This is a genomic window from Burkholderia sp. BE12 (assembly GCF_002959955.1).
In the GTDB taxonomy this organism is placed as follows: domain Bacteria; phylum Pseudomonadota; class Gammaproteobacteria; order Burkholderiales; family Burkholderiaceae; genus Burkholderia.
The window spans coordinates 1-14064 of record NZ_PREY01000022.1 but is presented as its reverse complement, the minus strand read 5'-3'; the positions used below and the strand labels follow the sequence as shown (position 1 = coordinate 14064).

The 14064-nt window shown below is 67.4% G+C and carries 12 protein-coding genes; 10 read left to right on the top strand and 2 right to left on the bottom strand.

Annotated features, from left to right (window positions below):
- Positions 1-13: 13 nt before the first annotated feature.
- A complete protein-coding gene (locus C4B30_RS23280; protein ID WP_105133077.1) occupies positions 14-1906 on the bottom strand; it encodes a bifunctional sugar phosphate isomerase/epimerase/4-hydroxyphenylpyruvate dioxygenase family protein in 1893 nt (630 codons plus the stop codon).
- 256 nt (positions 1907-2162) lie between these two features.
- On the opposite strand from C4B30_RS23280, the gene aroQ reads away from it, so the two are divergent.
- From aroQ to C4B30_RS23265, 3 genes are read left to right on the top strand one after another with little or no spacing between them, the layout of a single operon-like run.
- Complete coding sequence (gene aroQ / locus C4B30_RS23275; protein WP_027781502.1) at positions 2163-2618, top strand: type II 3-dehydroquinate dehydratase; 456 nt, start codon at positions 2163-2165, stop codon at positions 2616-2618.
- A complete protein-coding gene (locus C4B30_RS23270; RefSeq protein WP_089500658.1) occupies positions 2615-3469 on the top strand; it encodes a shikimate dehydrogenase in 855 nt (284 codons plus the stop codon). The genes aroQ and C4B30_RS23270 overlap by 4 nt, the downstream gene beginning before the upstream one ends.
- A gap of 37 nt (positions 3470-3506) precedes the next feature.
- Positions 3507-4850, top strand: a complete 1344-nt coding sequence (locus tag C4B30_RS23265) for an MFS transporter (protein ID WP_027781500.1) — start codon at positions 3507-3509, stop codon at positions 4848-4850.
- Positions 4851-4950: 100 nt separating this feature from the next.
- Here C4B30_RS23265 and C4B30_RS23260 read toward each other — a convergent pair whose 3' ends face one another.
- Positions 4951-6060 (bottom strand): 2-aminoethylphosphonate--pyruvate transaminase, encoded by a 1110-nt coding sequence (locus C4B30_RS23260; protein WP_105133076.1) that lies wholly within the window; start codon positions 6058-6060, stop codon positions 4951-4953.
- A gap of 261 nt (positions 6061-6321) precedes the next feature.
- Here C4B30_RS23260 and phnS point away from each other — a divergent pair, with 261 nt between their 5' ends.
- From phnS to C4B30_RS23225, 7 genes are read left to right on the top strand one after another with little or no spacing between them, the layout of a single operon-like run.
- A complete protein-coding gene (phnS, locus tag C4B30_RS23255; protein WP_027781498.1) occupies positions 6322-7413 on the top strand; it encodes a 2-aminoethylphosphonate ABC transporter substrate-binding protein in 1092 nt (363 codons plus the stop codon).
- Positions 7414-7447: 34 nt separating this feature from the next.
- The gene (gene phnT, locus C4B30_RS23250) at positions 7448-8551 is read left to right on the top strand and encodes a 2-aminoethylphosphonate ABC transport system ATP-binding subunit PhnT (RefSeq protein ID WP_027781497.1); all 1104 of its coding nucleotides are present in this window, start codon (positions 7448-7450) and stop codon (positions 8549-8551) included.
- Entirely contained in the window at positions 8529-9449 is a 921-nt protein-coding gene (phnU, locus tag C4B30_RS23245; protein ID WP_105133075.1) for a 2-aminoethylphosphonate ABC transporter permease subunit, read from the top strand. Before phnT ends, phnU begins: the two co-directional genes overlap by 23 nt.
- Positions 9439-10299 (top strand): 2-aminoethylphosphonate ABC transport system, membrane component PhnV, encoded by an 861-nt coding sequence (phnV, locus tag C4B30_RS23240; RefSeq protein WP_105133074.1) that lies wholly within the window; start codon positions 9439-9441, stop codon positions 10297-10299. The genes phnU and phnV overlap by 11 nt, the downstream gene beginning before the upstream one ends.
- Complete coding sequence (gene phnA, locus C4B30_RS23235; RefSeq protein WP_105133073.1) at positions 10296-11603, top strand: phosphonoacetate hydrolase; 1308 nt, start codon at positions 10296-10298, stop codon at positions 11601-11603. The genes phnV and phnA overlap by 4 nt, the downstream gene beginning before the upstream one ends.
- Positions 11600-13054: a phosphonoacetaldehyde dehydrogenase gene (gene phnY / locus C4B30_RS23230; protein WP_105133072.1), complete on the top strand. Its 1455-nt coding sequence runs from the start codon at positions 11600-11602 to the stop codon at positions 13052-13054. Before phnA ends, phnY begins: the two co-directional genes overlap by 4 nt.
- A gap of 4 nt (positions 13055-13058) precedes the next feature.
- The gene (locus C4B30_RS23225; RefSeq protein ID WP_105133071.1) at positions 13059-13613 is read left to right on the top strand and encodes a phosphonate degradation HD-domain oxygenase; all 555 of its coding nucleotides are present in this window, start codon (positions 13059-13061) and stop codon (positions 13611-13613) included.
- Positions 13614-14064: the final 451 nt, after the last annotated feature.

The following is a 14064-nucleotide window of genomic DNA, read 5'->3' as shown; positions in this document are numbered from 1 at the left end:
CGCGTCCTTTTCCTTATTTCCTGCGCTGCGCCTGCGCGGCGAGCCGCACGGCCGCATTCGCCGCGCCGTAGCCGTCGTACCCGCCGCGTCGCTCGACGATCTCGAGCGAGAAGCGGTTGTCGACCAGCTCCGTATAGGCATGCAGGAATTCGCCGCCGTGCTCGTCCCGGTCGTAGAGCAGGTGGTGTGCGCTCAGCGTGTCGATCAGTTCGTCCGGCAGCGCGTAACGCGCGGCGAGATCGTCGTAGTAGTTGGCCGGAATGCGCAGGAACGGTACGCCGTCGGCCGCGAACGCGGCGACCGTCTTCACGATGTCGTCCGTGCGGAACGCGACGTGGTTCAGCCCGGTGCCGTGGTAGCGGTCGAGCGATTCGGCGACGGCCGTGTGACGGTCGACCGACGCGTTCAGCGCGATCCGCACCGAGCCGTCGGCGCTGCGCACCGCGCGGCTGCGCATCAGCCCGTACGGGTCGGGCACGAGCCAGCTGCGCTCGGCCTCGAAGCCGAACGCCGTCTTGAAGAACAGGATCCACGTGTCGAGCGCGTCGGCCGGCAGCGCGAGGCACACGTGATCGATGCCCGTCAGCGGGCCGACTTCGCTCGGGCCGTCGATGTCGGTCAGCACGAAGTCAGATTCATACAGCGTCGGCGCATCCGGCGCTTCGTCGACGAAATATTCGAGGCTGCCGTCCGGGGCCTTCACGCTCGGCAGCACCCGCTCGTTCGGCCCGACCCGGCCCGAGAACGGCGCGTAGCCGAAGCCGGCCGCGCGTTCGAACGCCACCTTGGCGTCGTCGACGCGGAACGCGGACGCGCACAGCGACAGCCCGTGCTGCTGGAAGAACGCATCGGCGAACGAGTCGCGCTCGGCGTTCAGCACGATCGATGCGGCCCCGTGCTGGAACAGCGTCACGTCCTTCGAGCGATGCCGGCCGGCGAGCCGGAAGCGCATCCGGCCGAGCCATTCGCCGACGGTCGCCGCGGCCTGCGCGTCGACCGCGAATTCGATGAACTGGAATCCGACGTGCGCGGGCGGCGCCGGCGGTGCGAACAGCGGCTGGCCTGCGGCCGGCGCGCGACCGTCCTGGGCGAGCCGCGCGCGCGTCAGGTCTTCCAGATAGAGCAGCGAGCGATGGCCGTCCGCGGCCGTGAGCGCGGTCGGCGCCGCGCGGAAGCCGTCGTTGAAGATCTCGAGCGACAGCGGCCCCGTATAGCCCGACTCGATCACGCGCGCGGTGAAGCGGGCCAGGTCGAAGTCGCCCTGGCCCGGGAACGAACGGTAGTGGCGGCTCCATTCGAGCACGTCCATCACGAGCTTCGGCGCGTCGGCGATCTGCACGAAGGCGATCCGGTCGCCGGGGATGTCGGCGATCGCGTCCGGCGAATCGTCGAGCGACAGCGTGTGGAAGCTGTCGAGCGCAAGGCCGAGATGCGGGCTGTTCACCGCATTCACGAGCTGCCACGCGTGGCCGTACCGCTTCACGACGCGGCCCCATGCGAGCGCTTCGTACGCGGCTATCACGCCGGCCTGCCGCGCGGCCTCGGCGAGCGCGCCGAGCTGATCGACAAGCAGCCCGTCGTCGGCGATCGTATCGGCCGACACATTGCTGCAGACGAGGATGCGGTCGGTACCGAGCGCATGCATCACGTCGAACTTGCGCTTGATCCGGTCGAGATTGCGCGCGAGCTGGGCCGGGCTCACGCCCTCGAAGTCGCGAAACGGCTGGAACAGCACGATGTCGAGGCCGAGATCGGCGGCCATGCGCCGGACGTCGGCCGGCGATCCGTCGAAGTAGACGAGGTCGTTTTCGAAGATTTCGACGCCGTCGAAGCCCGCGGCCTGGATGGCGGCGAGCTTCTCGGCGAGCGTGCCGGACAGGGACACGGTGGCGATCGAGCGCTGCATGGGCGATTCCTGCGGATGAGCGGGGCATGACGCCGGTCGAACCGACCCTGAATGAACCAGTCGTTGAGTTCGGCGCGGGCGCCATATCCCGAATTTACTGGGCTAGTGATGCGTATTGTACAAACTAACTAGATGGTACAAATTAGCGAAAACCCGAAAAGACATTGCGCTGGCGCAAGTGCACACTAGCGCCAAATCTTGACGTCAGGGGACGGAGTCGGCCAACGATTCGCCCCCGTTTCTGGAGCAAAATCACATGAGCAAGCACAAGGTGCTGGTGCTGAACGGCCCGAACCTGAATCTGTTGGGCACGCGCGAGCCCCACATCTACGGCGCGGAAACGCTCGCCGATCTCGAGCAGCGTTGCCGCACGGCGGCGGAAGGGCTCGGGCTGGAAATCGAGTTCCGCCAGTCGAACGCCGAGCATCAACTGATCGACTGGCTGCATGCCGCGCGTCACGACACGCACGGCATCGTGATCAACCCGGCCGCCTATACGCACACGTCGGTGGCGCTGGCCGACGCGCTTTCCGCGATCGCGAAGCCGGTGATCGAAGTGCATATCTCGAACGTCCATCGCCGCGAGGCGTTTCGCCACCATTCGTACGTGTCGGCGATCGCCGAAGCCGTGATCTGCGGCTGCGGCACCGAAGGCTACGTGTTCGCGCTGCAGCGCCTGGCGACGCTGTTCGCGCAGGGGGCCGCCCGATGAGCCGCCCGTCGTTTCTGATCGGCCTGATCGGCCAGGGCATCGGCGGTTCGCTGTCGCCCGCGATGCACGAGGAAGAGGGATTCCGCCAGGGCTTTGGCTACGTGTACCGGCGCATCGATCTCGATGCGCTCGGCCTGAGCGTCGACGCGCTGCCGCAACTGCTCGAGGCCGCGCAGCGGATGGGCTACAACGGGCTGAACATCACGCACCCGTGCAAGCAGCGCGTGATCGAGCACCTCGACGCGCTGTCGGACGACGCGCGTGCGCTCGGCGCGGTGAACACCGTGCTGTTCAAGGACGGCAAGCGGATCGGCCACAACACCGACTGGTCGGGCTTCGCGAAATCGTTCCGCCGCGGGCTGCCCGGCGCGTCGCTCGAACGCGTCGTCCAGCTCGGCGCAGGCGGCGCGGGCGCGGCTGTCGCGCACGCGGCGCTGCAGATGGGCGCGGCCGCACTGACGATTTTCGACGTCGACGGCACGCGGGCCACCGCGCTGGCGGCCGAATTGCAGCAGCGCTTCCCCGCGGCCCGGGTCGCGCCGGGTAGCGATCTCGCGGCCGCGATGCGCGCCGCGACCGGCCTGATCCACGCAACGCCGACCGGCATGGTCAAGCATCCGGGCCTGCCGCTGCCGGCCGAACTGCTCCACGCGGGCATGTGGGTGGCCGACATCGTGTATTTCCCGCTCGAAACCGAGCTGATCCACGCCGCACGCGCGGCCGGCTGCGCGACGCTGCCGGGCGGGGGGATGGCCGTGTACCAGGCCGTCGACGCGTTCGAGATCTTCACCGGGCGCACGCCCGACGCCGAGCGGATGTTCGAGCATTTTCAGTCGCTCGTCGCGCGCTGACCCCTTACAGATACAGAAAGAGACCAAGGAGACGACCATGCAGCACACTACCCAGACGAGCGCCGCGCCGGCGCAGGCGGCCGGCACGGTCCGGCGCACGTCGGCGCGCTACAAGATCCTCGCGCTGCTCGCGATCGGCACGATGATCAACTATCTCGACCGCACCGTGCTGGGCGTGGCTGCGCCGCAGCTCACCAAGGAGCTCGGCATCAACGCGGCCGTGATGGGCATCATGTTCTCCGCGTTTTCGTGGACGTACGTGGCGATGCAGGTTCCAGGCGGCCTGTTCCTCGACCGCTTCGGCAGCAAGATCACCTACTACTGGTCGATGACGCTGTGGTCGCTGTGCACGCTCCTGCAAGGCTTCGTGCCGGGCGTCGCGACGCTGCTCGCGTGCCGCCTCGGCCTCGGCATCACCGAGGCGCCGTGCTTCCCGACCAACAGCCGCGTCGTCGCGACGTGGTTCCCGCAGAACGAACGCGCGATGGCGACGGGCACCTATACCGTCGGCGAATACATCGGCCTCGCGTTCTTCAGCCCCGTGCTGTTCGCGCTGATGGGCGCTTTCGGCTGGCGCTCGCTGTTCTGGGTCGTGGGCGCGGTCGGCATCGTGTTCGGCCTCGTCTGGTGGAAGCTCTACCACGAGCCGCGCAACCATCCGGGCGCGAACGCGGCGGAACTGGCCTATATCGAGGCGGGCGGCGGCCTCGTGCACGGCGTGCGCAAGACCGACGACAAGAGCGGCAAGGCCGCGCAGCCGAAGTTCAGCTGGGCGATGGCCGGCAAACTGCTGAAGAAGCGCCAGCTCGCGGGCATCTGCCTTGGCCAGTTCGCCGGCAACTCGACGCTCGTGTTCTTCCTGACCTGGTTCCCGACCTATCTGGCAACCGAGCGCCACATGGGCTGGCTGAAGATCGGCTTCTTCGCGGTGATGCCGTTCATCGCCGCGTCGATCGGCGTGATGTTCGGCGGAATCTTCTCCGACTGGCTGCTGCGCCGCGGCAAGTCCGCGAACCTCGCGCGCAAGCTGCCGATCATCGCGGGCCTGCTGCTCGCGTCGACGATCATTCTCGCGAACTACGTGCAGAGCAACGAAGCCGTGATCGCGATCATGTCGGTCGCGTTCTTCGCGCAGGGGATGGCCGCACTCGGCTGGACGCTCGTGTCGGACATCGCGCCGGACGGCCTGCTCGGCGTGACGGGCGGCATCTTCAACTTCGCGGCGAACCTCGCCGGCATCATCACGCCGCTCGTCGTCGGCTTCATCGTCGCGTCGACCGGCTCGTTCGTCGGTGCGCTCGTATTCATCGGCGTGATCGCGCTGATCGGCGCGCTGTCGTACATCTTCGTCGTCGGCGACATCAAGCGGATCGAGTTGTAAATACCGGCTCCCCGCACACTCGGTGCATTCGCCCGGCGGCCGATCGGCCGTCGGGTTTTTTATTTGGGCGTGCCGGCGGGCAGCCGGCACGTACGCAACTTCATGCGTGCTGCATCGCGATGCCGAGCGATTCGACCGCGGCCGCGATGGCGGCGACCGCACGCCGGATATCGGTCGCGTCGATCGCGCCGATGCAGCCGACGCGGAACGTTTCGAGACGCGTGAGCTTGCCCGGATACAGGATGAAGCCCGCGTCGCGCACCGCGTCGTAGAAGCGGCGGAAATCGTAGGCCGGATGGTCGGGCGCGTGGAACGTGACGATCACCGGCGCCTGCACGCCGGCGTCGAGGAACGGCACGAAGCCGAGCGCGCGCATCGATTCGATCAGCGTCCGGCAGTTGTCCGCATAGCGTGCGCCGCGCATCGGCTGGCCGCCTTCGGCGAGGTACTGGTCGAGCGCGGCGCGCAGCGCGGCAATCACGTGCGTCGGCGGCGTGAAGCGCCATTGCCCCGTCTTGCGCAGATACGCGTACTGATCGTGGAGATCGAGCGCGAGCGACGGCGAGTTGCCTTCGCTCGCGTCGAGCGCGTCGCGCCGCACGATCGCGAACCCCATTCCCGGCACGCCTTCGAGGCATTTGCCGCTGGCCGAGATCAGCGCGTCGATGCCGCTGTCCGCCAGCGCGATCGGCAGCGCGCCGAACGAACTCATCGCGTCGACGATCAGCCGCTTGCCGTGCCGCCGGCACGCGGCCGCGATCGCATCGAGCGGATTCAGGATTCCGGCGCTCGTTTCCAGGTGCACGAGCGCGACGTGCGTGATGCGCGGCTCGCGTGCGAATGCGGCTTCGACGGCCGCCGCGTCGACGGCCGCGTCTTCGCCGAACGGCAACGCGATCGCGTCGATGCCGAGCCGGCCGAGAATCTTCAGGATGCGCGCGCAATACGCGCCGTTGTCGGGGACCAGCACGACGCCGTCGCGCGGCACCAGCGTGCCGAGCGCGGCTTCGACCGAGAACGTGCCGCTGCCCTGCATCGGCACGCACACGTACGCGTCGTCGCCGCCCGCGATGGCGACGAGATCGGCGCAGACGCTGGCCGTCAGCTGATTGAAAGCGGCGTCCCACGACCCCCAATCATGTTGCATTGCGTGGCGTGTTGTGGCGGACGTGGTGAGCGGGCCGGGCGTGAGCAGGATGGGGTCGGGCATGGCTTTTTTCTCCGGCAAAGGGCGAACGAAACGCCGATCGGCATTTCTGAATGACTTGCATGATAGTGGCAAAATGTGTCATTTTTTGGAAATTGTGGCATTCGTCACGGCTTTGTCATCGAACGCTGTGATCCTTCGGTTGCCGCGCGACACCCAGCCTGAGCGCGGTAGCGAGGCGGGCCGCCAGGCGGTCTGCCCGGAGATAACAGGAGAGCCGGATCGTGCCCCGGCCGTTTGGTGTTCCGCCTACGGAGAAGTGAGATGACACTGCAGAAACCCTCGCGCGCCGCCGCCGGCGCGTTCCGCAAGCTCGCGCTGGCCGCCTGCGCCGCCGGTCTGCTGCAAGGCGCCGCGATGCCGGCGCATGCGGCAAACGCGGTCGTGCTGTACACGGCGGACGGCCTCGAGAACCTCTATCGCGATGTGCTGCCGGCCTTCGAGAAGAAGGAAGGCGTGAAGGTCAACATCGTGACGGCGGGCAGCGGCGAGGTGGTGAACCGCGCGAACATCGAGAAGAATTCCCCGAAGGCCGACGTGATCGTCACGCTGCCGCCGTTCATCCAGCAAGCCGGCCAGATGGGCCTGCTGCAGCCGTACCAGAGCGTGAACTACAAGAACGTGCCGGCCATCGCGAAGGCCGAGGACGGCACGTGGGCGACGTTCGTGAACAACTACTTCTCGTTCGCGATCAACCCGGACGTCGTGAAGAACCAGCCGAAGACGTTCGCCGACCTGCTCGCGCCGGCCTACGCCGGCAAGGTCGCGTACTCGAACCCGGCCACGGCCGGCGACGGGATGGCCGTGCTGATCCTGACGACGTCGCTGATGGGCGAGGACAAGGCGTTCGACTACCTCGCGAAGCTGTCGCAGAGCGTGAAGTTCCACACGAAGGGCACGGGCTACCTGAACGTGCTGCTCTCGCGTAACGAGATCAGCGTCGCGAACGGCGACCTGCAGATGGATCTCGACGACGCCGAACACGGCGCGCTGTCCGTCAAGCCGATCTTCCTGTCCGCGAAGGACGGCGACCAGCCGACCACGTTCCAGCTCCCGTACGGCATCGGCCTGATCAAGAGCGGCCCGAATCAGGACGCCGGCAGGAAGCTGATCGACTACCTGATGTCGACGGAAGTGCAGTCGAAGGTGCCGGATATGTACGGCATTCCGGGCCGCACCGACGTGCCGCTGTCCGGCAAGAACGGCGAAGCGGTCAAGAAGGCGATCGCGGGCGTGAAGCTGATTCCGGTCGACTGGACCCAGGTGATGGCGAAGAAGCCGGTGTGGATCGAGCGCTGGAAGAAGGACGTGATCGGCAGCTCGGGCAAGCAGCTCGACGTCGTCAAGCCGAAGTGAGCGGCGCACGCCGCCTGTATCAGCGAGCAAGAGGATGAACCCGGTGGAAACCACCCTGACCCATCCCGGCGCATTCGGCGCCGCCGAACCGCACGCGACGCTGCGGTCCGGCGCGCCGGGCGGCGTGCAGATCGAACACCTGAGCGTGCGCTACGGCGCACGCACGGTGCTCGACGATCTGTCGCTGTCGATCGGCGCCGGTGAATTTCTGACCGTGCTCGGCAAGAGCGGCTGCGGCAAGACCACGCTGCTGCGCTTCATCGCCGGGTTCGTGAAGGCCGACGGCCTGACCGGCACGCTGACCGTTGCCGGGCGTGACCTGACCTATGCGCCGCCGCACAAGCGCAACCTCGGTCTGCTGTTCCAGAATTACGCGCTGTTCCCGCACCTGTCGGTGTTCGAGAACGTCGCATTCGGGCTGCGCGCACGCGGCATGGCGTCGTCGGAAGTGACGCGACGCGTCGCCGATGCGCTCAAGCTCGTGCAGCTCGGCGATGCCGGCCATCATCTGCCCGCGCAACTGTCGGGCGGGATGCAGCAGCGCGTCGCGCTGGCCCGTGCCCTCGTGATCGAGCCCGACGTGCTGCTGCTCGACGAGCCGCTGTCGGCGCTCGACGCCAACCTGCGCGCGTCGGTGCGCAGCGAACTGAAGGCGCTGCACGAGCGCCTGCCGAACCTGACCGTCGTCTGCGTGACGCACGACCGCGACGACGCGCTCGTGCTGTCCGACCGCGCGCTGCTGATGCGCGACGGCCACATCGCGCAGCTCGGTACGCCCCAGCAGTTGTACGACGCGCCGTGCGACGGTTACGTCGCGCGTTATCTCGGCCCGGCGAACCTGCTGCCGCCGCACGTGATCTTCCCGCTCGGCGATCCGCGCCACGAGGTGCGCGGCAAGGTCGCCTGCGTGCGCCCCGAGCGGCTGACCGTGATGCCGCCCGCGGCGGGCGGCCTGCACGGCACGGTGTCATCCGTCGAATGGCAGGGCGCGGACCTGTCGATCGCGGTCGTGATCGACGCGGCGCCCGACGAACCCGTGCGCGTGACGATGCAACGCGGCCGCGGCGCGGCCCCCGAGCGCGGCGCGCGCGTGTCCCTGCATTGCGAGGCAGACGATGTCGTTCTTATCGAGCCCTGAAGCCGGCCTGCCGCCGCACGTGCTCGCGTCGGCCGCCGCGCATGCCGCCGCCGCGCGGCGCCGCAGGCGCATGGGCGACCTGCACCTGGCCGCGCTCGCGATCGTCGTGCTCGGCCCGCTCGTCGTCTATCCGCTGGTGCGGCTCGTGCTGCTGAGCGTCTCGGGCGATCACGGGTTGAGTTTCGCCGCGTACCGGACCTTCTTCGGCAATCCCGACACGCGCAACGTGCTGCTGACGACGCTCGGCGTCCTGTTCGCGAGCGCCGGCACCGCGTCGGTGCTCGGCGTGCTGCTGGCGGCCCTGCTGTTCTTCAGGCCGTTCCCGGGCGCGTCGCTCGTCACGCGCTTTCTGGAGCTGTACGTCGCGTTTCCGTCGTTCCTCGTCGCGTTCACGCTGATCTTCCTGTACGGCTCGCAAGGCTCGATCAGCATCGCGCTGCAGCACCTGTTCCATCTCGAGAATCCGCCGCTCGATTTCCTGTTCGGCATCGGCGGCGTGATCCTTGCTCAGACCGTGTTCTACACGCCGTTCGTCGTGCGGCCGACGCTCGCGTCGTTCGCGACGCTCGACCTGCGGCTGATCGAAGCCGCACGCAGCCTCGGCGCGCCCGGCTGGATGCTCGCGCGCCGCGTCGTGCTGCCGATCGCGTGGCCGGGCATCGCCGCCGGCACCGTGCTGTGTTTCCTGCTGACGCTGAACGAGTTCGGGATCCTGCTCGTGCTCGGCAGTGCGCGGCTCGTGACGCTGCCGGTCGCGATCTACAGCAGCGCGACCGTCGATCTCGACCTGCCGACCGCGTCGGCCGGCGCGGTCGTGATGTTGTCGCTGTCGCTGGCGCTGTATGCGGTTTATCGCCGGGTGAACCGGCATGCGACGGGAGGAAACGATGTCCGCTGAATTCCGTATCGGGCAGGCCGTGCCGCGCCACCAGATCGGCTGGACCGACGCGCTGCTCAAGCATGCGTCGCGCGCCGCGCTCGCGCTGGCCGCATTCGCGTGCTTCTGGCTGTTCGTGCTGCCGGTGATCGTCGTCGCGCTGTCGAGCGTGTCGACGCAGTGGTCGGGCACGATCCTGCCGGCCGGCTACAGCCTGCGCTGGTTCGAGCGGCTCGGCTCGCAGGAATACGACGCGCTGCTGACGAGCCTCGAAATCGGCTTCGGCGTATCAGCGCTCGGCACGATCCTCGGGCTGTGGCTGGCGCTCGCGCTCGAAGGGCGCGACCGGCGCGGCCTCGGCGCGGTCGTCGACGCGCTCGTGATGGTGCCGAACGGCGTACCGAGCGTCGTGCTCGGGCTCGCGGTGCTGATCGCGTATCACCAGAAGCCGCTTGACCTGTCGAGCTCGGCGGCGATCGTCGTGCTGGTGCAACTGGCGCTGATCTTGCCGTTCTGCTATCGCTGCGCGGCCGCCGCGCTGCGTCCGGAGCTGACCGTGCTGCGCGAAGCCGCCGCGAGCCTCGGTGCGCCGCCCGCGATGGTGCTGCGCCGCGTGCTGCTGCCGCAACTCGTGCCGGCGCTGCGCGCGAGCCTCGCGCTCGGCTTTGCGCTGTCGCTCGGCGAGCTCGGCGCGACGCTCACGGTTTATCCGCCCGGCTTCGCCACCGTGCCGATCGTCGTGATCGGCCAGGTGGAGCGCGGCTATTACCTGCCGGCGTCGGCGCTGTCGCTGCTGATGCTCGGCGCGTCGCTCGCGGCGCTGCTGCTGATCGCCGCGCGCGTGCCGCGCGGCAAGCGGGCGGCATCATGAACGCCGCGTTCGCGTTGCGCCATCCCGGTGATGCGTCGCCCGCCGGCGCGTCGACCGGTCTCGCCGGACGGTCGATCGACGTCAATGGCCGGCACTTCCGGCTGCCGGTCGAGCCGACCGTCGTCATCTGTGTCGACGGCTGCGAGTACGACTATCTCGAACGCGCGGTGGAAGCGGGCGTCGCGCCGTTCATCGGCCGGATGATCGCGGAAGGCACGGCCTGGCGGGCCGATTGCGTCGTGCCGACCTTCACCAACCCGAACAACCTGTCGATCGTCTGCGGCGTGCCGCCGTCGGTCCACGGCATCTGCGGCAACTATTTCTGGGATCCCGCCGCCGACGGCGGGCGCGGTGCCGAAGTCATGATGAACGACCCGGCCTATCTGCGTGCCGGCACGCTGCTCGCGGCGGCGTCCGACGCCGGCGCGCGGGTGGCCGTCGTGACCGCGAAGGACAAGCTGCGCAGGCTGCTCGGCTGGCGGCTGAACGGTATCTGCTTTTCGGCCGAGAAGGCCGCACAGGCCAATCTCGCGGAAAACGGCATCGTCGACGTGCTCGACTGGGTCGGCCTGCCGTCGCCGGATGTGTACAGCGCGGCGTTGTCCGAATTCGTGTTCGCGGCCGGCGTACGGCTCGCGCAGACGCGGCAGGTCGACCTGATGTACCTGTCGACCACCGACTACGTGCAGCACAAGTGCGAGCCGGGCAGTCCCGGCGCGAATGCGTTTTACGCGATGATGGACGGCTACCTCGCGCAGCTCGACGCGCTCGGCTGGGCGATCGGCCTCACGGCCGACCACGGGATGAACGCGAAGCACGATCCGGCGACGGGCCGGCCGAACGTGATCTATCTGCAGGATGCCTTCGACGCCTGGTACGGCGCGCAGGCTGCGCGCGTGATCCTGCCGATTACCGATCCGTACGTCGTGCACCACGGTGCGCTCGGTTCGTTTGCGACGATCTACCTGGCGCCGGGTGTCGACCGGGCCGAGGCGATGTGGCGCATCGGTGGCCTCGACGGCGTCGAGCTCGTGCTCGACAACGCGGAAGCTGCCGCGCGCTTCGAACTGCCGGCCGACCGGATCGGCGATCTCGTCGTGATCGGCCGCCGCGACATGACGCTTGGCACGCGCGAACGCGAACACGACCTGTCGGGCCTCACGGTGCCGCTGCGTTCGCATGGCGGCATGTCCGAGCAGGAAGTGCCGCTGCTGTTCAATCGCCGTATCGAGCGGGACGATCCCGCCCGTCGCCCGCGCAACTTCGACGTGTTCGATTTCGTGTTGAACCGGATTGCGACATGATGGCTCATCCGCGGCAAGATCATCCGGCGTTTCGCGCAGAAGCAATGCGCTGGTGCGGTACGCGTGCGATGCGCGAGCGCACGCTCGACGTCGCGGATCCGTACACGGGCACACGCGTCGGCACCGCCCCGCTCGCCAGCGTCGACGACGTGCGCGCGGCGTTCGATTATGCGATGGCCTACCGGCCGACGCTCACGCGCTACGAGCGTTCGCAGATTCTCGAACGTGCGGCCGCGTTGCTGCGTGAACGCACCGAGCAAGCGTCCGACCTGATCACGCTCGAATCGGGGCTGTCGAAACAGGATTCGCGCTACGAGATCGGCCGTGTCGCCGACGTGCTGAAGTTCGCGGCGGTCGAGGCGCTGCGCGACGACGCGCAGAGTTTCTCGTGCGACCTGACACCCCACGGCAAGGCGCGGCGCGTGTTCTCGCAGCGGCAGCCGCTCGACGGCGTGATCGTCGCGATCACGCCGTTCAATCATCCGATGAACCAGGTGGCGCACAAGATCGCGCCGGCGATCGCGACCAACAACCGCGTGATCGTGAAGCCGTCGGAGAAGGTGCCGCTGTCGGCGTTCTATCTGGCGGACTTGCTGTACGAAGCAGGATTGCCCGAGCCGATGCTGCAGGTGCTGACCGGCGACCCGGCCGAGATCGCGGACGAACTCGTCACGCATCCGCATGCGTCGCTGATCACGTTCACGGGCGGTGTCGCGATCGGCAAGGCGATTGCCGCGCGGGCCGGTTACCGGCGCATCGTGCTGGAACTGGGCGGCAACGATCCGCTGATCGTCCTCGCCGATGCCGATCTCGACCGCGCGGCGTCGCTCGCGGTGCTCGGCTCGTACCGGAATTCGGGCCAGCGCTGCACGGCCGTCAAGCGGATGCTGGTGCAGCGCTCGATCGCGCCTGCGTTCACCGAACTGCTCGTCGAGAAGACGCGCGCATGGAAATACGGCGATCCGTTCGATTCCGCGAACGAAATGGGCACGGTGATCGACGCAGCGGCGGCGCGGCTGTTCGAGACACGCGTGAACGAGGCGGTCGCGCAGGGCGCGCGCCTGCTGACCGGCAATGTGCGGCGCGGCGCGCTGTACGCGCCGACCGTGCTCGACAACGTCGATCCGTCGATGACGATCGTGCGCGAGGAGACCTTCGGCCCCGTCTCGCCCGTCATCGCGTTCGACACGATCGACGACGCGATCCGGATCAGCAACGGGACGGCGTTCGGGCTGTCGTCGGGTGTCTGTACGGACAGCACGGCGGCCGTCGTGCGGTTCGTCAACGAACTGAACGTCGGCACGGTGAACGTGTGGGAAGTACCGGGATACCGGATCGAACTGTCGCCGTTCGGCGGGATCAAGGATTCGGGGCTCGGTTACAAGGAAGGCGTCCAGGAGGCGATGAAGAGTTTCACGAACCTGAAGACGTTTTCGTTGCCTTGGGAGTAAACGAATGGCGCTGACGGTGGAAGAGATCCACGGGTTGTATCGCGAGCATGGCCATGTGACCTATGCCGGCGAACCGGTCACGCAGCTGGAGCATGCATTGCAGAGTGGAATGCTGGCGGAGGCGTCCGGGGCGGACGAAGCGCTGGTCGCCGCGGCGTTCCTGCACGACCTCGGCCATTTGCTGAATCGGCAGGGCGAGACGCCGAGCGCGCGCGGGATCGACGATCTGCATCAGTATTACGTGCTGCCGTTCCTGCGGCCGTTGTTCGACGACGCGGTGCTGGAGCCGATCCGGCTGCACGTCGACGCGAAGCGCTGCCTGTGTCGCACGGACGCCGGCTACTTCGAGAGCCTGTCGCCGGATTCGGTGCGCAGTCTGGCGTTGCAGGGCGGTATCTTCAGTGAGGAGGAGACGGCTGCGTTCCTGCAGCGCCCGTTCGCGGAGGACGCGCTGCGCCTGCGCCGCTGGGACGACACGGCGAAGGAGGAAGGCAAGATCACGCCGGATCTCGATCACTATATGGAGATCGTCGCGCGCCAGGTGCGCGCGGCCTCCTGACGGTTCCGGCTGCTTCTATATAAGGCGCGCCGCACGCGATAGCGTGCGGCGCCTTATATTTTTTGCGAAACCCCTTGCGCGATTGCCGGTGGATGCATAGAATCACGCCTCTTTCGCGCTAACGGAAACGCGGCGCGGAAGGAAGGGAAGCGGTGCTGGTGAGGTTCGGTAGTAACGAGCCTTGGCGGCGCAGGAAGAGAGCCCCGCAGTCGCAACGAAGCAGTTAGAAAGTTGTTGACGAGCTGCGAAACACGGTTCATAATCTCGCTTCTCTGCTGCTGAAAACGCAGCGCTGCCGGGAAACTTCAGGTTTCTCGCAGAAATGCTCTTTAAAAATTAACAGCCGATAAGTGTGGGCGCTTGATGGAAGCGAGCTGATCCTCGGATCAGAAAGCGAAAGTATCAAGAGTCTCACACTAAAGTAAGTCAGGTTTATGAAGTGATTCATATT